At 35.2% G+C, this 20,469-nt stretch carries 17 protein-coding genes and 1 tRNA gene; 1 reads left to right on the top strand and 17 read right to left on the bottom strand.

Annotated elements, in window-relative coordinates; translation table 11 throughout:
• Positions 1–50: 50 nt before the first annotated feature.
• The 3 genes from LV469_08700 to LV469_08690 all read right to left on the bottom strand — a co-directional run bounded on the left by LV469_08700 (position 51) and on the right by LV469_08690 (position 3,296).
• Positions 51–818 (bottom strand): IclR family transcriptional regulator, encoded by a 768-nt coding sequence (locus LV469_08700; GenBank protein ID UHR02700.1) that lies wholly within the window; start codon positions 816–818, stop codon positions 51–53.
• Positions 819–1,134: 316 nt separating this feature from the next.
• Positions 1,135–2,208 carry a class III poly(R)-hydroxyalkanoic acid synthase subunit PhaC gene (gene phaC, locus LV469_08695; GenBank protein ID UHR02699.1) on the bottom strand — a complete coding sequence of 358 codons (1,074 nt, stop codon included), beginning with the start codon at positions 2,206–2,208 and terminating at the stop codon, positions 1,135–1,137.
• Between the two features lie 17 nt (positions 2,209–2,225).
• A complete protein-coding gene (locus LV469_08690; GenBank protein UHR02698.1) occupies positions 2,226–3,296 on the bottom strand; it encodes a poly(R)-hydroxyalkanoic acid synthase in 1,071 nt (356 codons plus the stop codon).
• A gap of 291 nt (positions 3,297–3,587) precedes the next feature.
• On the opposite strand from LV469_08690, the gene LV469_08685 reads away from it, so the two are divergent.
• Positions 3,588–3,664, top strand: a tRNA-Pro gene (locus LV469_08685).
• A 90-nt stretch (positions 3,665–3,754) separates the two neighbouring features.
• Here LV469_08685 and lgt read toward each other — a convergent pair.
• The 14 genes from lgt to LV469_08615 form a co-directional block, all read right to left on the bottom strand.
• Positions 3,755–4,510, bottom strand: a complete 756-nt coding sequence (gene lgt / locus LV469_08680; protein ID UHR02697.1) for a prolipoprotein diacylglyceryl transferase — start codon at positions 4,508–4,510, stop codon at positions 3,755–3,757.
• Positions 4,497–5,153 carry a deoxyribose-phosphate aldolase gene (gene deoC, locus LV469_08675; protein ID UHR02696.1) on the bottom strand — a complete coding sequence of 219 codons (657 nt, stop codon included), beginning with the start codon at positions 5,151–5,153 and terminating at the stop codon, positions 4,497–4,499. The genes lgt and deoC overlap by 14 nt, the downstream gene beginning before the upstream one ends.
• Complete coding sequence (locus tag LV469_08670; protein ID UHR02695.1) at positions 5,153–5,881, bottom strand: YebC/PmpR family DNA-binding transcriptional regulator; 729 nt, start codon at positions 5,879–5,881, stop codon at positions 5,153–5,155. Before LV469_08670 ends, deoC begins: the two co-directional genes overlap by 1 nt.
• Positions 5,882–5,940: 59 nt before the next feature.
• Positions 5,941–7,365 (bottom strand): HAMP domain-containing histidine kinase, encoded by a 1,425-nt coding sequence (locus LV469_08665; GenBank protein ID UHR02694.1) that lies wholly within the window; start codon positions 7,363–7,365, stop codon positions 5,941–5,943.
• Positions 7,362–8,033 carry a response regulator transcription factor gene (locus tag LV469_08660; GenBank protein UHR02693.1) on the bottom strand — a complete coding sequence of 224 codons (672 nt, stop codon included), beginning with the start codon at positions 8,031–8,033 and terminating at the stop codon, positions 7,362–7,364. The genes LV469_08665 and LV469_08660 overlap by 4 nt, the downstream gene beginning before the upstream one ends.
• Positions 8,034–8,100: 67 nt before the next feature.
• On the bottom strand, positions 8,101–8,445 hold the full coding sequence (locus LV469_08655) for a hypothetical protein (protein ID UHR02692.1): 345 nt from the start codon (positions 8,443–8,445) through the stop codon (positions 8,101–8,103).
• A gap of 88 nt (positions 8,446–8,533) precedes the next feature.
• Positions 8,534–9,343, bottom strand: coding sequence for a L,D-transpeptidase family protein (locus LV469_08650; protein ID UHR02691.1), 810 nt, complete (start codon positions 9,341–9,343; stop codon positions 8,534–8,536).
• A 2-nt stretch (positions 9,344–9,345) separates the two neighbouring features.
• Positions 9,346–12,162 carry an excinuclease ABC subunit UvrA gene (gene uvrA, locus LV469_08645; protein ID UHR02690.1) on the bottom strand — a complete coding sequence of 939 codons (2,817 nt, stop codon included), beginning with the start codon at positions 12,160–12,162 and terminating at the stop codon, positions 9,346–9,348.
• A 4-nt stretch (positions 12,163–12,166) separates the two neighbouring features.
• Positions 12,167–14,134: an excinuclease ABC subunit UvrB gene (gene uvrB / locus LV469_08640; GenBank protein UHR02689.1), complete on the bottom strand. Its 1,968-nt coding sequence runs from the start codon at positions 14,132–14,134 to the stop codon at positions 12,167–12,169.
• A 70-nt stretch (positions 14,135–14,204) separates the two neighbouring features.
• Complete coding sequence (locus LV469_08635) at positions 14,205–15,986, bottom strand: polysaccharide deacetylase family protein (GenBank protein ID UHR02688.1); 1,782 nt, start codon at positions 15,984–15,986, stop codon at positions 14,205–14,207.
• A 6-nt stretch (positions 15,987–15,992) separates the two neighbouring features.
• The gene (locus tag LV469_08630) at positions 15,993–17,504 is read right to left on the bottom strand and encodes an MBOAT family protein (protein UHR02687.1); all 1,512 of its coding nucleotides are present in this window, start codon (positions 17,502–17,504) and stop codon (positions 15,993–15,995) included.
• The gene (locus LV469_08625; GenBank protein UHR02686.1) at positions 17,505–17,750 is read right to left on the bottom strand and encodes a phosphopantetheine-binding protein; all 246 of its coding nucleotides are present in this window, start codon (positions 17,748–17,750) and stop codon (positions 17,505–17,507) included.
• Positions 17,716–19,215 carry an AMP-binding protein gene (locus tag LV469_08620; protein UHR02685.1) on the bottom strand — a complete coding sequence of 500 codons (1,500 nt, stop codon included), beginning with the start codon at positions 19,213–19,215 and terminating at the stop codon, positions 17,716–17,718. Before LV469_08620 ends, LV469_08625 begins: the two co-directional genes overlap by 35 nt.
• Before the next feature lie 69 nt (positions 19,216–19,284).
• On the bottom strand, positions 19,285–20,466 hold the full coding sequence (locus LV469_08615) for a S41 family peptidase (protein ID UHR02684.1): 1,182 nt from the start codon (positions 20,464–20,466) through the stop codon (positions 19,285–19,287).
• Positions 20,467–20,469 lie beyond the last annotated feature (3 nt).

Here is a 20,469-nt window from a genome sequence, read left to right as displayed (position 1 = left end):
TTAAAAAACAAAAGACACTATGTAATAGTCATAGTGTATTTAAGTTAAGCTTATAAATCCAGTTTAAATCCTTGTATTTTTACAATCTTTTCTATAAGTTTTTTCTTTTCCAAAAGTTTTTGGGCTATAACTTCTGTTTTGCTTTTGCAATCTTTAAAGCTAGGATAAGAAACTGACAAGGCACTTTTTATTTTTCCGTCAATTTCTATTGGCACTGCTACACAACATACATTGGCTGATGCCTCTTCCTTTTCTATAGAGTATCCTCTTTTTCTTATCCTCTCAAGTTCAAGTAAAAATTCATCGAAATCAGTTATTGAATTTGGTCCTATTTTTTCCAATTTCCCATCTGGATAAATTTTTCTAATCTTTTCAACAGGCATTTCTGCCAAGATGGCCTTTCCTAGAGAAGTGACATGAGCTGGTAGTTTTTTCCCTACGGCGCTTACAACTTCTATGGAATCTTTTGAATTGACCTTTTCCAAATATAAAACATTTGATTCTGTCAAGATGCCAAATTGACTAAGTTCACCTATGTCTTCTACCAAACTTTCCATTTCTTCTTTTATAAAAGATAAAAGAGATAAGTCCCCCGAGTAAGAAAGTCCCAATTGAAAGAGCTTAAATGATATGCAATATTTTCCATCTTTTAAACTTAGATAGTTCAAGTCTACCAAGGTACTTAAAATAGGCGATAAAGTTGATTTTGGAATAGAGGTCTGTTCTGAAATGTCGCTTAAATTAAATTTCTTATCCCAATTGTCATCTATTAATTCTAATACTTTTAAAGTTCTCCATGTCGGTTTATGTAATGACAAAATATATTCCCATCCTTTCTATACTAATATTATATTATGAATATTTTTTTCGCCATACAAATTTTAAATTTTTTTCGTCATAAAGAATTTTTATTAAGGATAAAATAATACACATCATAAGCTTCTAAATTCAATTTGCCTTATAAAGGGTAAAACACTTTTTTTATTAACGGAAGAAAATTTTAATGTTCAATTTAAGCTTTAGGATAAAACTATTTTTAATGAGATTAGAAAATAAATCCATAAGCTAATAAAATGGCTAAAACAAAAAAAGTAGGTCAGAAAACTCCGACCTACTTATATAAACAATTTTATATTACTTATCCCTCTTAGTTAGGAATTCATTAATTTTTGGAGCAACTTCTCTTTGGCTTCTACCACCTACGAAAAGTCCGATATGACCAGTTTCTATTTCATGTAATTCTACATCCTTAGATCCAATCACATCAGGAATAACTCTTGTTGAATTTGGTGGCACTTGATTGTCCTTTGTTCCCAAAAGTACGATTGTTGGGCAAGTCACTTTCTTCAAGTCTACCTTTTGTCCATCTAATACGAATTCTCCCTTGTAGAGTTTATTTTCTACAAACATATTTTGAACAAACTCTTCAAAGCATCTGCCGGCTTGATCTGGAGAGTCAAAAATCCAATGTTCCATTCTCAAAAAGTTTGCCAGAGCTTCTTCATCATCCAAGATGTCAAGTATTGATACATACTTATCTACAAGTAGGTCAAAAGGTTTCAAGAATACAAAGCCTGCATTCATAAATTCTCCTGGCACGTTGCCAAAAGCTTCAACCATCTTAGCTGGATTCAAATCAGAACCCCATTTGAAAAGAGTTATGTCATGGCAATGGAAGTCCATTGGAGTAACCATGCTTACTAAATTCTTTATCTTTTCTTGGTGAAGGGCTGTATATATGAAAGAGAATGTTCCTCCTTGGCAAATTCCAAGTAGATTTATTTTTTCAACTTTGTGTTTTTCTCTTATAAAGTCTACACAAGCATCTATATAAACATTTATATAGTCTCCCATGCCAAGGTATCTATCCTCAGCTGTTGGATAACCCCAGTCTATGATATAGACATCTTGACCACCCTCAAGAAGTTTTTCAATTACGCTCTTTCCTGGTTGGATGTCCATCATGTATTGCTTATTTACAAGCGCATATGAAACCAAAAGAGGTGTCTTATTGAGCTTCTTTACTTTTGGAATGTAGTGATAGAGTTTCATCTTATCCATTCCAAAAACCAATTCTTTTGGTGTAGAAGCCATTTCTTCAACATAGTCCACATTCATAAGTGTTTCTATGCCTTTTAATAACTTTTCTTGAGAACCTACCATTTTTTCAAGAGCAGATTCCGCATTTATTCCAAAGATATTTTCCACTTTTATACCTCCTTCAATTATTTAGAAGCCTTTTTTGCTTCGCTACTAGCTTCATTCTTAGCTTGCAATTGCTTCTTTAAAGCTCTTACTTCTTTTTTAAGCTCATAAACTGTCTTGTAAAGGCTGTCCATGTCGCTTTTTACTGGTACAGGTAGGACTGATTTTATTTGACTTTCCAAAACCTTGTCAGAAGCTATCTTTAAATCAAGTAGAGAATTTGTAAAGGTTGAAAGAAGTTGTGAGAATTCACCTGTTAGGAATATTTCATCAAATTTTCCGCCAATTGCCTTTTTAAAGTTCTTATAGAACTCGTCAAAAGACTTCGGTTGCTTGCCTTCTTTTAAATCATTAAAGCTCTTTGTTATCATTTCTGAAGTTGTAGAGCTTATAATTTCGCTCATTCTAACTATAAATTGTGTGAAGAAAACCATGAACTTTACATATCTGTCAGTAGCTTCTAAAATTTGTGCTTGTTCATTTCTTTGGATTCCCATTTGAGGCATTTGTAGAAATTTTCCAAAAGTCTTGTCGTAGTTAACTCTCCACTTATTGAAATATTCTAGGAATCCTTGAGGATCCTTAAAAGCGCCCTTCATGAAAGCGTCTGACAATTCCACGATTGATTCAACCCATGGGCCATAAACAGTCTTCATTGTAGAAACAAATGTGTCATTTACGCTGATTGAAGATTTTACCAGATGTTGTATATTTTCAGGCAAATACGGCATCAAGTACAAATTTAGCATGTTTAGGCTTTGAGCCTTTGTATCTTCTATCAATTTTTCAAGATTTTCTTGATTTGGTTCAATGTTTTTGCTATAAATATCTGACCAAAGCTTATAAATATTGTAATAAACTTCAGATCCTTGGCCCATTTTTCCGATTACTTCCATAGGGCTGCCATAATAGCCTGTGAATGGATTTGAACTTAAAAATTGACTAAAAAATTTTTGATATTGTTCTGCCGGATTTGTTGAGAATGGTGCTGACAAATTTCCACCATAACTTTGTGCCATTTGGCTCCACATATCCATTAACTTCTTTTGAGATTCTAAATACTGATTGAATATGTTAAAATCTTTTTCCATTTCTACTTCCTCCTTTTTATAGTGTGTTACGAAAATTGGCAAGCCGGATAATTTTATTTATCTTTTCAGCTCTTATATAGTTTATATCACAAAAAATAATATTTAAACAGTAAATTTTAATTTTTTCTGTATTTTTAGCATAATTGAGCCGATTATTTTTTGGGGCAATGTTTTCCCTTATATTATAATTATTATTAATTTCTTTTGGTGTAGCTTCAGCTTTCTTGTTTTATATTTCTCTTGAGTTTTCACATTTAATATGCTATTATACTTAATGCATTAAATATTTGTCGGGATGTAGCGCAGCCCGGTAGCGCACATGTATGGGGTGCATGGGGCCGGAGGTTCAAATCCTCTCATCCCGACCATATTTTTTTGTATATTAATTAAATATAAGTGAAAATGAAAAATGACATCGTTTGTATTGATGTCATTTTTTTGTTTTTTATATTTATTTTTTATTTTTTATCAAGCTTTTCTTGCTTTCTCAAGTAAAAAAATAGGATTATTCCAAGAGCGATTCCCGCTAGACTAACTAATTGTGATACTCTAAAACTTCCAATGTATAAAGAATCTGTTCTCATCGCTTCTATAAAGAATCTGCCAAGACCGTATAGAATGATGTAGGCTACGAAAACTTGTCCTCTGAATTTTTTATTCTTGCTAAGATAAGTGTAGAGAAAAATAAAAATCGCAAAATTCCACAAGGACTCATATAGAAATGTGGGATGAACTTTTATCCCTTCCACTTCAATCGCCCAAGGAAGAGAAGTAGGACCCCCATGAGCCTCTCCATTTATATAATTTCCCCACCTTCCTATGCTTTGTGCAAGGACAACTCCAGGTGCCAAAGAGTCCAAAAAAGACCAAAAGGATATTTTTTTCTTTTTACAAAATATATATGCAACTATAATCCCTGTGATTATTCCACCATATATGGCAAGACCTCCCTCTCTCAAGGCGAAAATCTTTTTAAGATCATTTTTATAGTAGCCCCATTCAAAGACTACATAATAAATTCTAGCTCCTATGATTCCCAAAGGTACTCCAAAAAGAGCAAAATCTATAGTACAGTCCTTATATAAATCCTTATCTTTTTCTGCAATTCTTGTAGCAAAAACAAGGGCACATAGGACACCTAAGGCTATCAAAACGCCATACCAGGCAATCTCCAAACCACCTATTCTAAATGCAACTGGATCAATTTTCTTCATCTGCTTGTCTCACTATCTCCAAACCTGCAGAAACTCCAAGTCTATTAGCTCCAGCTTCAATCATTTCCTTAGCTTTCTTATAGTCTCTTATTCCTCCAGATGCCTTTACTCCCATTTCAGGTCCAACTGTCTTTCTCATTAGTAGAACGTCTTCTACTGTCGCTCCTCCAGTCGAAAATCCAGTCGAAGTTTTTACAAAATCTGCTCCAGCTTTTTTAGAAAGTTCACATGCCTTTACTTTTTCTTCTTCTGTCAAAAGGCAAGTTTCAATTATGACTTTTAGGACTTTATCGCCACAAGCATTTTTTATGCTTCTTATCTCATTTTCCACATAGTCATATTGCTTGTCTTTTAAAGCGCCTATATTTATGACCATGTCTATTTCACCTGCTCCATTTTTTAGAGCATCTTCAGTCTCTGCAACCTTCACTTCGCTAGTATTTTGTCCCAAAGGAAATCCTATAACTGTGCATACCAAAACATCTGTTTTCTTTAAAAGCTCTGCACATTTTTTTACATAAAAAGGATTTACACATACAGACTTGAAGTTGTGATCTGCTGCTTGCTTACAAAGTTCTTCTATTTGTTCTAGCCTCGCATCTGCCTTTAACAAAGTGTGGTCTATCATTTTATTTATTTTCATTAATCTCTCTCCCAGTTTGTATACACTTCTTGGACATCATCATTGTCTTCAAGCATGTCAATCATCTTATCCAACTTTGCTATGATTTCCTCATCGTTTATCTCTGCCATTGTTGAAGGAAGATAAGCCACTTCTGAAACTATAAAATCGTAACCTTCCTTTTCAAGACCATCTCTTACAGAAGAATAATCCTCCTGCTTTGTCAAGATTTCATAGGCTTCTTCTCTTTCTATTACATCTTCTGCCCCGAGTTCAAGAGCAAGCATCATAAGCTCATCACCGTCAATAGAATCCGATTTTTCAATACCGATTTGACCCTTTTTTTCAAACATGAAAGTTACGCTTCCACTAGTTCCGAGATTTCCACCAAACTTGTCAAAAGCATGGCGCACATCTGGGGCAGTTCTATTTCTATTATCTGTCAAGCACTCCACTATAACAGCAACTCCACCTGGTCCGTATCCTTCATAAGTAACTTCTTCAAAATTCGAATCTCCCAACTCTCCGTTGCCCTTTTTTATAGCTCTTTCTATATTGTCATTAGGCATATTTTCAGCTTTTGCCTTGTCTATGGCAGCCTTCAAAGATGGATTGTAGTCAGGGTCTGGGCCGCCATCTCTAGCCGCAACCATAATATATCTTCCCAACTTGGTAAAAATCCTGCCACGTTTAGCGTCTTCTTTACCCTTTTTATTTTTTATGTTATTCCATTTAGAATGTCCTGACATTTTTTCACTCCTTAAAATTTATATATTAAAATTATCACAGTTTTTTATTTATTTATCAACTATTTCCTAGCCACAAAATAAAAATCTGATCCCTTATCTTTTTGTGATTTTACACCATAGTCAAATCCATGTAAATCCAAAATAGATTTTACTATATAAAGGCCAAGACCAGTTCCCACACTAGACCTTTGATGATTGTCTCCGACTCTGTAAAACCTGTCCCATATGCTTTTTAATTGGTCTTCATCTATACCTATGCCCTTATCTATGACGTGAAATTCAACTTCATTTTCTCTTTGACTTATTTTGACCAGAATCTTTTTTTCATCCTTGGAATAATTTATGGCATTTGAAATTAAATTATAAATTACCTGACTAATTTTATTTTGATCGCAGCAGATATTCAAATCTCCACTCTTTTCAATTTTGAATTCATATCCAGCTTGTTCTTGTTGCAGCTTAAATCTTGCAACCACATTTTCTGCCAAATCTCCAAGATTATTTTCTGATATTCTGAGTTTTGCCATGCCAGATTCCAATTTAGACAAGTCCAAGAGGTCATTTACCAAATCTGTCAATTTGTCTGCCTCTTCGATAATTGTCCCTATGTGTTCTTGCCTCATATCCTTATTGTCGCCAGAAATATCCCTTATCATCTCTCCATAGGATTTTATTACAGTAAGAGGTGTCTTTAAGTCGTGGCTCACATTGGCTATTAAATCTCTTCTCATATTGTTGGTCTTTTTAAGCTCATAGGTAGCCCTATTTAAAGCTTCAGCCAGATTATTTATTTCAGTATAGGAACCCTTTTTGAAAAAAACTTGCGTATTGCCGTTTTCCAAAGCCTTAGCTGTGTTGGACATATCTGTTAAAGGCTTTGAAAATCTCTTCGAGAAAAAATAAGAAAGAATTGCACCCACAAATAGAGATAAAATCGAAACCAAGACTAGAATTTTTTTCAAGACACCAGTTGTCGCATCAACAGGCTCCAAAACCGAAGATATGAAAATATAGTAGCTGTCCTTGTACTTATCTCCCAAATTACCAATATATTCGATAACTCTGCTATCTATTCTAGGATATTTTATTACAGATACCTCATAGGCCTTGCCACTTTTAACCCTCTCAAAAGACTTGTTCAGTTCTCCATCTTCAAAGTCAATCCTATCTGGCCTTAGCAAAAATTCCCAAAAAGTTACAGGATATATAATTCTGCCTTCCTTGTTGACAACAGTTATGCTGACACCCTTTTTTATGGCATAGTTATAGAGGGTATATTCAAAATCTTCAGACTTAAATTCATTCTTGAGAGTGTTACCTATTTTCACAATTTCCCTTTGTTTCATAACCTCATAAAACGAATTTAAGAATACGGTCTGCAAAAGCCAAAGTATAATTAAAATCGTTGCCCCAAAGGCAACGAAATACTTCCATAATTTGAATTTTATAGTCGAAAAAATTTTTTCTTTCAAAGCATTCATCATATCCTCGTATCAAATTTATAGCCGATGCCTCTTACCGTAACTATAAACTTCCTATATTCCTTGATAGAATTTCTAAGCATCTTGATATGGGTATCCACCGTCCTGTCATCGCCATAAAAATCATATCCCCAAACCTTATTTAAGAGTTTATCTCTAGATAAAGCTATATTTTCATTCTTTACCAAAAAAGTTAGTAGATCATATTCTTTTGGAGTCATATCCACCTTCTTGCCATCCACAAAAACAACTCTGCCATCTAAATCTATCTCCAGACCTTCAAACTTCAAAATCTCATTATCAATTGTTTTTTTGTTTCTAGAAACTATAACCTTGAGTCTAGCCATGAGTTCTTTAGGCGAAAATGGCTTTACTACATAATCATCTATACCTATTTCAAATCCGAACAACTTGTCAAATTCTTCTCCTCTAGCAGAAAGCATGAGCACTGGTATATTTTTTATTTTTTTAATTTCCTTATAAGCTGAAAATCCGTCAAGTCTTGGCATCATTATATCCATTACTATCACATCATAGTCATTGTTTTTGCACAATTCCACAGCCTCAATGCCATCACAAGCCTGAGTGACCTCATGTCCCTCAAACTCCGCATAAGTTTTTATGACCTCTCTAATCTTAGCCTCATCATCAACGACCAAAATTTTAAACATAAATTCACCTCCCATAAAAGATATATCTAAAATGTGATAACTTTGTTAAATTTAGAAAGAAATTTTATTAAATCATTTTTTCCTCAAGAAGAACAAGCTCAATGCCCGCTGCCGATGCATATGATGCTAAAAATAAATCGTCTTCATACACAAGTTTGGCAAAGGCTGTTTTTGCTTCTTCAAGCCTATCTTCAAAAAGAGAAAGCAAATCCTTATCTTGCGGCAAAAACGAAATCGGAAAATCTCTTTCATAAGTCATCATTATGAAATTTTTAAAATCTAAATATTCATCCAGTTTATCTCCTGAATAAAAAGCTTTTATGTCAAGACCCTTATCTAAAAATTTAAAAAATTCCTCGATTTGATCGGCATATCTTATAGAATTATCCATATTTATGTATATTTTTTTCATTTCAAGCCTCCTCTAAGAAAAATCATAAATAAAAGTGGCTATAAAGGCAAGCAAAAAGCTCCTCTTTTTATAAGGAGCCTTTTATTCATTAAAATATTAAATTTTCTTTTACAATTATTTCTTCTTCAACAGGTTTAACTTCTTGTTTCTTTTCAGTTTTTTCAGTTTTTTCAGTTTTTTCAGTTTTTGCATCTTCCTTAGGCTTTTCTACCATTTCTCCCCAATCCTGACTTACGCCCCAGGCTCTGAGTTCTTCATCTGTTCCAAGCCATACTGGCATGCCAACTTTGGAATTTGGAAATATAAAAGTTTCTATATCATAATTAAACATCCTTATGCAACCATTAGATACATATCCTCCAATTTGCTTGGGATATATAGTGCCATGGATGCCATATCCAGTAAGACCTAAGCCCATCCATCTCTCACCCAAAGGATTCTTAGGATCATCTGCTTGAGTTGGTGTATATTTTCCTCCCATGCCTCCCCATGCAGGATTTTTTGCCTTATTTACAATTTTTGTCTTGGCAGATGGCGTTGGTGTTTCAGAAGTGCCCAAAGCAACTGGAAATTTGTACTTGGGACTTGTCCCAGAATAAAAAGTCAAGATTTTTTGCGTCTTATTGACAGCTATCCAAGGTCCCGTACTTGGCGGACTTGTGATTGTATCTTTTACAAACATCTTGTCATTTCTAAGCATTTTTTTTGTATTTTCATCCAACTTGCCAGTGACGGTCAAATTGTGGAGTGCTTGAAATTTTTTTATCTCATGGATTCTCTCCCAGCCTTTTTTGTCCATAAAATGATTTGGTCGCACATATGCTGCATATGATGAGCATGGCAAAATCATCAAAATCATTATAAGAACAATGATTGTTTTTTTAATTTTACTTATCATAGCTACCTCTTTAAAACTTTCTTTAAAAATTGACCTGTATAAGACTCTTTTACTTCAGCCACTTCTTCGGGGCTTCCAGTGGCAATTACTTGTCCACCTCCGCTGCCCCCTTCAGGTCCAAGATCGATTATATAATCCGCTGACTTTATTACATCCAAATTGTGTTCAATTACCAAAACGGTGTTTCCCTTGTCTACTAAATTATTCAAGACTCCTATTAGTTTGTCAACATCTGCAGTGTGTAGACCTGTTGTCGGCTCGTCTAAAATATAAATAGTCTTGCCTGTTGATACTTTTGAAAGTTCCAAAGCCAATTTAATTCTTTGAGCCTCTCCTCCAGAAAGTTGAGTCGATGGTTGACCTAGACTTATATAGGAAAGACCTACATTTTTTAAAGTCTCCAACTTTCTAAGAAGCCTTGGATGATTTTCAAAAAACTTGATTGCTTCTTCAACTCTCATATCCAAAACATCTGAAATGTTTTTCCCCTTGTACTTCACTTCCAAAGTCTCAGTATTGTACCTCTTTCCCTTGCAAACTTCACATGGCACATAAACATCCGGCAGAAAATGCATTTCAACCTTTATTATACCATCTCCTTTGCAAGCTTCACACCTGCCTCCCTTAACATTGAAGGAGAATCTTCCCTTCTTGTAGCCTCTCATCTTGGATTCATTAGTTACTGAAAAGATATCTCTTATTATATCAAAAGCGCCTGTATAGGTAGCTGGATTTGATCTGGGAGTTCTGCCTATTGGACTTTGGTCTATGTTCACAACCTTGTCCAAATTTTCTAGACCTAAAATATCTCCAACCTTTCCCGGTTTTATTTTAGATCCGTTTAATTTTTGAGCTAAAGACTTATATATGACCTCATTTACCAAGGAAGATTTTCCAGAGCCTGACACACCTGTGACAGCCACAAACATCCCCAGGGGAATTTTTACATCTACGTCTTTTAAATTGTTTTCTTTAGCACCTTTTACTTCAATATAAAGTCCATTGCCACTTCGCCTTTTATTAGGGACTTCAATTTTTTTTCTGCCGCTCAAATAGGCACCTGTTATAGATTCCTCAACCTTCATGATTTCTTTCGCAGTGCCTTGAGCTATTATATTTCCTCCACCATCGCCCGCTCCAGGACCTATGTCAACTATTTGGTCTGCCATCAACATTGTATCTTCGTCATGCTCCACAACTATAAGAGTGTTGCCTATGTCGGTTAAATTTCTAAGAGCTCCTAAAAGCTTTGCATTGTCTCTTTGATGAAGACCTATTGAAGGCTCATCCAAAACATAAATTACCCCGACCAATTGCGAACCTATTTGGGTGGCTAGTCTTATTCTCTGAGCCTCTCCTCCAGAAAGACTTCCTGCCATTCTTGAAAGACTCAAATACCCTAGACCCACATCATTTAAAAATCCAAGTCTAGATTTTATTTCCTTTAAAAGTTGCTTTCCTATTATGGCCTCTTTTTCAGTCAATTTTAAATTCTTAATAAATTCGTATGAATCAGCTATGGCAAGCTCCGTCAACTCAAAAATATTCAAATTGCCAACCTTAAAAGATAGAGCTGATGATTTTAATCTAGAACCATGACAAGTCGGGCATTCCACATCTGACATGAACTCATTAATCCTAGCATGCACAGAGTCGGAACTCGTCTCCATGTATCTTCTTTTTAAATTTTTATAAATTCCTTCAAAAACTCCATCATAAGATTTCCAGCCCGAAAAATAAGAATCAAATCCGAATGACAGCCTTTTGTCCGACCCATTAAAAAGGGCGTCTATAAATTCTGCAGGTGCCTCTTTTATAGGCTTGTCTATCGGAAATTTAAAATGGGCTGCCAAATTTTTTATCATTTCATAATAGTAGGTGCCATCCCCTGTCGAATAACATGCAATGGCTCCTTCCTTTATGGAAAGCTCAGGGTTTGGTATTACCAAGTCCTTGTCGACTTCTTTCGAAAATCCCAAACCATTGCAGCTGGGGCAAGCTCCTATTGGCGAATTAAAAGAAAATGTTCTTGGTGAGACTTCTTCTATGACTTTACCGCAAGATGGACACTGAAGTTTTGACGAAAAAGTCAAAATTCCATCTCCTATAACATCTATATTCACAAGGCCATCAGCCTTATCAAGTGCCAACTCCAAAGAGTCAGCAAGCCTTGAGCGAATCTCATCTTTTATTATCAATCTATCCACTACTATTGATATGTCATGGCTTTTATTTTTATCAAGTTCTGGAACATCATCTATGTCGTAAACTTCTCCGTCCACAAAAACTCTCACATATCCATCTTTTTTTATGCCTTCAAAGATTTTTTTGAAGGCTCCTTTTCTCTTTCTAACAAGAGGAGCTAGAATCTGAATTCTGCTTCTCTCAGGCAATTTCAAAATCTCATCTATCATTTGGTCAATCGAATAAGATGTGATTTCCTCATGGCAATCATCACAAAAAGGTCTTCCTATCTTTGCATACATAAGTCTTAAATAGTCGTAGATTTCTGTGACTGTGCCGACCGTTGATCTGGGATTTTGGCTAGTAGTTTTTTGATCGATCGAAATAGAAGGACTCATACCTTCTATGGAATCCACATCTGGCTTATCCATTTGACCTAAAAATTGTCTTGCATACGAAGATAAGCTTTCCACATATCTTCTTTGACCTTCAGCATAGATTGTATCAAATGCAAGCGATGACTTGCCCGAACCAGAAAGTCCTGTAAAGACTATAAATTTATTTCTGGGAAGGACTAGATTTACATTTTTTAAATTGTGCTGTCTGGCTCCCTTTATTATAATTTTATCTTCCAAATTATCATCTCTCCAACATCTGCTTAAGATTTTTTATCTCATCTCTAATTTCAGCAGCCCTTTCAAAGTCTAAAAGTTCCGCCGACTTTAACATCTCTATCCTAAGTCCCTCAATCATGGCTTTTATTTCTTCTGGATCAAAATCATCCTCATCATATCCAACTCTTTCTTCAGCTGCAATATGAGTGCTTACAATTTCTCTTATGCCCTTAGATACAGATTTAGGCACTATTGCATTTTTTTCATTGTAGGCAGCTTGGATTTTTCTTCTACGGTTGGTTTCATCTATTGTAACTTGCATAGACTTGGTTATAGTGTCAGCGTACATAACTACATAAGAATCCACATTTCTAGCTGCCCTTCCAGCAGTTTGTATCAAGGATGTTTCACTTCTTAAAAAACCTTCCTTGTCCGCATCCAAAATAGCAACCAAAGAAACCTCCGGCAAGTCCAGACCCTCTCTTAAAAGATTTATCCCTACAAGTACATCATATACTCCCAGTCTTAGATCTCTTATGATTTCCATTCTTTCAATTGTATCTACATCAGAATGCATATAGGTGACTTTTATTCCCATTTCTTTAAAATGATCTGTCAAGTCCTCGGCCATCTTTTTGGTTAGAGTTGTAACCAAAGTCCTATAGCCTTTTTCCTTTTGCTTCTCTATCTCATTTATCAAATCGTCAATTTGATTTTTGCTCGGTCTCACATAAATCTTAGGATCTAAAAGTCCTGTCGGTCTTATAACCTGCTCAGTTCTATTTTCTTCGTGTTCTTTTTCATATGGCCCTGGTGTGGCAGAAACATAGATTGATTGATTCATCATGGACTCAAATTCATTGAATCTAAGAGGCCTATTGTCAAGAGCCGATGGCAAACGAAATCCATAATTAACCAAGGTTTCCTTTCTTGACCTATCGCCATTAAACATTCCTCTTATTTGCGGAATTGTGGCGTGTGATTCATCAATTATAGTAAGAAAATCCTTAGGAAAATAATCTATGAGAGTATAGGGCCTTGAGCCAGCAGGTCTTTGAGAAAGGTGGCGAGAATAATTTTCTATTCCAGAACAAAATCCCATCTCAGAAAGCATTTCTAAATCGTACTCTGTCCTCTGTTCCAGCCTCTGGGCCTCCAGAAGTTTTTCTTGGTCCTTTAGCTCTTTTAGTCTTTCTTCAAGCTCTTCTCTTATACTTATAATAGCCTTATCCACCTTGTCCTTGGATGTAGCAAAGTGGGATGCTGGCCATATACTCACAAAATTTTTATACGAAAGCACTTCTCCTGTGAGGGCATTCATCTCTGCTATCCGATCTATTTCGTCTCCAAAAAATTCAACTCTTATTGAGTTTTCAGACGATGCTGCAGGGAAAATTTCAAGCACATCGCCCCTTACTCTAAAAGTCCCCCTCACAAAGTTTATATCATTTCTGACATATTGAATATCGACCAAATGTCGCATTATATCATCTCTAGACCTCTGCATACCTGGTCTTAGAGAAACGGTTAACTTTTTATAATCTATGGGGTCTCCTAGACCATAAATACAAGATACAGATGCGACAATTATCACATCTTTTCTTTCAAACAAGGCCATGGTTGCAGAGTGTCTGAGTTCGTCTATCTCATCATTTATAGAAGAATCCTTGGCAATAAAAGTATCTGTTTGAGGTACATAAGCTTCTGGTTGATAATAGTCATAATAAGAAACAAAATACTCCACAGCATTTTCTGGAAAAAACTCTTTGAACTCACCAACTAGTTGATAGGCTAGAGTCTTATTATGTGCTATTACTAGAGTCGGCTTTTGTACCCTCTCTATTATATTTGCCATTGTAAAAGTCTTGCCCGAGCCTGTAACACCGACAAGAGTTTGATGCTTCAAGTTTTTCTTCACACCATCGACTAGAGATTCAATCGCTGCTACCTGGTCGCCCATGGGTTTAAATTTTGAATGTATTTTAAATTCCATTTCATCACCCCACAATCAATAAGGGGCCACCTAGTGACCCCACAATCCTACTATATTAGTATATACCATTTTATTTTAATAAGACACTCAAATCCAAATCTTCGTAAATATTTATTCTATTAAGAGCAAACATAGACTGTCTAAGTCCCTTTATGATGACACTATCGCCCTCCACAGTTGTAAATGTTTGGTCTATGCCGGCTTCTCTTACAAGCACATCCGAAAGCCCATCATGCTCACCTAAAGGATATGCCATAGCCCTTATCTTATAACCCAAAACATCCTCAAGCTTTTTAAATTCTTCAAAGTCTTTTTTTATATAAGCTATATATTGATCTTCAGTCTCTGAATCCAACTTCAAAATCGAAGGCCTGCATTGCCCCTTTTCAAACTTTTCAGACTGATGAATGTCATAGCCATGGCTGGCAAACTCTATGATGCCTGACTTAGCCATTTCCTTTATCTCATCTAAACTGTAGTGGGGGATTATTTTTTCTCCCGTATCCTTGTAGGTGTCCTTGCCTATGGAAGAGCCTATTGGACAAAATACAGCTCTTAATCCATATTTTTTAAGCAGGGGATAGACTATCTTGTAATTTGACAAGTAGCCATCGTCAAAAGTCAAGAGGACAGATTTTTGTGGTATGTCAACGCCATCTTCCACATAAGATCTGATTTCTCCTAAACTCAAACAGTGGTAATCCTTATCCCTTATAAGTTTTAATAATTCTTCCAGCTTTCCTCTAGTTATGGTTGCTGCGTTTATAGCATCCTTGTCTATGTGATGCAACATGAAAACTTTAATTTTTTGGTCTTCACTTTCTATTTTGGGTCTTTCAATCTTGTAGACCTGATTCTTTTTTACTAATTTCCCAAAATCTTTGGCAATATAGCCATCTCCACCATAAATTTTTCTAATCATCATATCGCCCACATCGTTTCTGTAATGGGCAGTATCATAGAAAAATCTAGGATCTTCTGAAATTGATGAGTAAGTGAAGTCATAAAAATCGGATATTTTAGTTAGTTCTCTAAAAAACTCTTCCAATTCTTTTGGGTCATAGGACTCATAAGACGTCTTATATAAGGGATACATAAAAATTTTATAGGTTATATTTTTCTCTTCACAAGTGTCCACAACTTTTTTTAAATCCCTAAAAAATTCCTTCATGTACTTGAGCTTGAGAGCAGGCTTTTTCCATTGAAAGTCTGGATATTTTTTCAAATAATCTTCCCGACTACCTATGCCCTCTATATCTCTTAACCTCTTATCGTAATTGCCAGATTCTTCCAAAAATACATCATAGACTTGGGGTAGATAAGTCTTCTTTTTATAAGATCTCCTCATGTCGTTTGCATAGAGAGGATCTGCAAAAATGTAGTCCTTATAAAATTGCCAAGATGATTTTCCTGAAAGCTCCGGCTTCATTTTATAGTGTAGGTCATCTTCCCCCTTGTCATATTCTTCTGCAAAGGAAAAAGTTATAGGCAGTAGTACCTCGTCAACCTTATAGTTTTTTACTATATAGTTAAAAGTATCTAGGACATCCTTCATATCAGCTCCATAGTAGAAGAGATTGTAAAAAGACTTTCCGCTAGCCTTATCAAGACTTTCCTTCACTAGAGGACTAGATCCAGAAGAACCTAAGACATAGGCATTGTAATCCTTATTGTGCCTATTCAAGTATGAAATTTTAGCAGTTCTTGGGTTTCTGGTCATCCTATAAGAGTACCAGCCATCTTTTTTATCAAAAACTCCGAAGGGGTCATAATAATAATTTATTAAAGCAAGCACTGAAAGAACGCTCAAAAAAGCCAAAACTATTAATAAAACTGATTTTTTTGCCTTCATATTCACCTAATACTTTTGATATACAAATTCCATCTGTTTTACATCGCCCGATACAAGGCCGAAAACTACTGTAAGACCTATTACAAATGTCATCAAAATAAAAAAGTTTAAAGGACTAAGCCTTTCCAACTTGTCAAAAAAATTGCCTTCCTTTTCCTTGTAATAAGCCGCAAAACACATAATTATAATTGCCGCTATTAAGATGAGATATCCCATCTTCGTCATGCCCATAGCTTGATAGAAATGAGCTAAGAAATCTTTTCCGAAAAAATTAGAGACTGTGTAAGAGAGCATATCACGCAGTTGCGCTGGCGTATCCGCTTTTGAAAAATACCTTCCTATGCTAGTCACAAAAACAACCCATATGATTTTGAATGCGTACTTGATATTTTCTGGTATTTTTATTTTCTTATCCATCATTTTTCTAAAATTCTCTAAGATGAGCGAAAGAGAGATTACAACTCCGTAGAAAATACCAAACAAAAGAGATATGGCTCTTGCTCCATGCCACGCACCTATAAGAAAATAGACAACCAAAGTTGAAATCAAGAGTGTGACAATTTTCCCATACTTGGCTCCAAGTAGCTTTCTAGATTTCTTATTTATTTTTGTAAATGACCTCGAAAGACTCATGGGATAAAATACATACTCTCTCATGAAAGCTCCCAAGCTCATATGCCACCTTCTCCAATACTCTGCAACAGAATCGGCAAGATAGGGACTGTTAAAGTTTTCAGCAAGCTCAATGCCAAGGATTTTAGAAAATCCTCTCACCATGTCAATGCCCCCAGAAAAATCTGCATATATTTGGATGCCAAAAACAAACATGCCAAAAAGAAGTACAGCTCCCTGATAGGATGTGTAGTTTTTTACTAAGTTATCAACTGGTCCCACTAGCCTATCTGCTACTACCGTCTTTTTCATAAGTCCGAAAATAATCAAAATCAGACCTCTCAAAAGATTTTCATACTTGAACTTCTTTTTATTATAGAGAGTCTTAGAAAGCTCATCATATTTATCTATGGGACCTTGCAAAAAGGCTGGAAAATAAGCAATAAATGAAGCAAACTTCAAAAAGTTCCTCTGGGCCTTGTACTTGGATCTATAGATATCTACCAGATAGGCCACAGCCTTAAAAGTATAAAAAGATATTCCCAAAGGAGCAGCTATGGATTTGAAATCAAATTTGAAATCACTTAGCAAATTTATAAGACCCAAATATTTGAGTCCAAACAAAATTCCAAAATTCAATAAAAGTCCAAATATCAAGTATTTTTTGGATGTAGCCTTGCCCTTTTTCTTTCCAAGCTCATCTATAAGATTCTCTATCTTTAACGATAGAAAGTAGATGCTTATGCTTGTTAGCAAAATATAGATTATAGAAAATTTTTCTAAATAAAAATATAGGGCATATGAAATTACAAGAGTCCAAAGCCACTGAAAATTTCTAAATAAGCTATAATATAGAATTGTAAAAATTATAAGTCCCCCACACAGCCAAGGGCTTTGTAAGTTCAATTAATTTTCACCCAAAAACTCTTCCACAAGAGCCAATATCTTTTCAGGAGTTTCAAAATTTTCAGGAAGGATTTCTTCAACCCCAATTTCTATCTCAAATTCGTCATTTAATTCCATGATTAGAGAAACAGTATCGAAAGAATCTATAATTCCAGACTCAATAAGCTCTGTATCAGCTTCTATGTTTTCATCTCCCATTGGTGAAACTTCTTTAATTATTTGAATTATTTTTTCTAAGTTGCTCATTGTATATCTCCTTTAATTTATTTCTGTCTACTTTATTATTGGCATTAAGATAAAGTTTTTCAAGCCTTATGATTTCCTTGGGGAAAAAATGCCTTGGCAATTTGATTTTCAATTCTTTTTTGAGTTCTTTTGCCTCAATATCTCCCTCATAAAAGGCAATCAAGCTCTCCTTTTCCTTGTCAAAAATCACTCCACAAATGTTTACCCCTTTTTGAGAATTTATAGAGTTTTCAATTTCTCCAAGCTCTATTCTGTAACCTTGATGCTTAATTTGATTGTCCCTTCTGCCTTTGAAATAGACGTCTCCATTTTCATCCATCAAAGCTCTGTCGCCTGTTTTATAAATTATTTGAGGGAAATTTTTCTCTAGAGGATTTTGTATAAAAGAAAGCCTTGTCTTTTCCATATCTCCATAATAACCCATGGCAAGACCGGGTCCTTCCAAATAGAGATCTCCTTCTTCTCCAAGCTTGCATGGTCTATTCTCTTCATCCAATATCAAGACCCTAGAGCCTGTGATTTCTTTTCCCGCCGGTATCTTATTTAGATTTTCATCAGATTTTATCTTGTGATAAAGGCAATTGAAAGAGTATTCAGTCGGTGCATAGACATTGTAATAGTCTGCTTTTACATGCTCCATCCAGTATCTAATAGTCTTTTCAGGAATTACTTCCCCAGAAAACATGACAAGCTTTACCTTTTCAATCTTCTTATAGGAAAACACTTTAAAATTTTCCATCAAACGCAGGGCAAATGTTGACCATATAAGTGTATCTACATTAAATTCATTTATCAAGTCTATAATCTTCTTCGGGAAAGAAAAGTATTTAGTAGGAATTAGGCCCAAGCTCGCCCGATTGTAGAGGCAAAGATAGATAGACTTCAAGGAAGAGTCAAATTCAAAGCTGACTTGATTGCCAAATATATTATTGTCATTAAAATTAAAATCCTCATTGAAAAAGCGGCACATAGAAAGTATGGACTCATGCGATTTCAAAACCAATTTAGGTCTGCCTGTGGAGCCAGATGTGAAAAGTCCAAGTGCTGGATCTGAGCCTATGGCACTATTTTGAGGTTTGAAATTTTTGTCGTATTTCAAATCTCTAATTTCTTCCTCTATATTTATATAGGTATTTTCTTTTGCATCAGCAGAAATTATGCCGGCAAAATCTGTATCCTCTAAAATTTTTTTAAGCCTTGCATCGGGAGTTTTGGAACTTATGGGCACATAAAATCCTCCCAAAGCCAAGATAGCCATAAAAACACAAAGGTCTAGTCCCTCGTCTTTTATTAAAACCAAGATTGGCTTTTTTAAATCCAGCTTGAGCTTGTCCAAAGCTTTTGCTATAATCATGGATTTTTCATAAAAGTCCCCATAACTCATCTTGCCATTTTCTTCTAGTATGGCAATTTTATCTTTATCTTCTCTGTAACATTTTTCTAGTAAATTAAATAAATTTTTCATATATACCTCACAACTAATTATACTAGAGTCTTTGTGAAAATAAATAAAAAAAGAGCCCAAGCCCTTTTTTTATTTTATCTTTTTATTTAATACTTCAACTGCCTTTTGCAATTGCAAATCTTCCTTGTAAAATTTTATGCCTATTCCTTTTGTGTCTTGTGGCAAAGGCAAGTTTATATCTGGTTCGATCCCCTTTTTGTGGATATTCTTTCCCTTGGGTGTGAAATATTGAGCCGTTGTAATCTTTATTCCGTCTCCATCTCCAAAAGGAAAAGTCTGTTGCACAATTCCTTTGCCGAAAGTTTTAGTGCCAATAAGAGTTGCCCTTTCATGATCTTTTAAAGCTCCAGAAACTATCTCAGAAGCAGATGCCGAGGCTCCATTTATCAAAACCACTAAATTCTTGTCAGTATGGAAATCTCCAGGCTTTGCATCATAGTTAAAAAGACTTGTCCCATTTTTGGTAGAAGCGCTGACTATGTTGCCTTCTCTTATAAAAACATTGCAAACTTCAACAGCCCCTTGGACAATTCCTCCAGGATTTCCCCTCAAATCGAGGATATAACCCTTCACATTTTCAGCTTCCAATTCTTTTACAGCATCCAAGAAATCCTTGCCAGTTCCTTCGTCAAAATTGCTAATACCTATATAACCATAGCCATCTATCTTGTCCTTGACAACAGTTTTTGTATGAACCTCATCTCTTACTATGCTCAAATCAAAAGTATCCTTGTCTTTGGCCCCTGGTCTGTAAAAAGTTACCTTTACAGGAGTTCCCTTTTCACCTCTCATGACCTTTACTGCATCTTGAAGCTCATCAGCCGTGAAATCTTGACCCTCAACCTTGATAATCTTGTCTCCTGCCTTGACTCCCATCTTGTCTGCCGGGCCACCCTTTATAGGACTTACGACTGTTATCATGCCATCAGAACCAGCTGTAACCTCTACGCCTATTCCAAAAAACACTCCTGTAGTCATTTCCATTAATTTTTCAAATTCTTCTTTCGTGTAATATTCAGAGTAGGGGTCCTTTAATCCCTTTACTATCCCCTTTAAAGAGCCTATATAAAGATCCTCATCAGTGGTGTCATAAAGGTACTTGGATTTTACAAATTTTTCTAGGGCTCTTTGCTTAGCTGTTCTTGCTATAAGTGAATTTCCACTTAGAATATATCCAAAAATAGATACACCAGTCAAAATATTTGTAAGTACCAAAATTATTGCAAAAATTACTATATGTCTTTTTTTCATTCT

The organism is Peptoniphilus sp. GNH, from assembly GCA_021307325.1.
Classification (GTDB): Bacteria; Bacillota; Clostridia; order Tissierellales; family Peptoniphilaceae; genus KA00134.
This window is presented reverse-complemented; position numbering and strand designations above follow the sequence as displayed.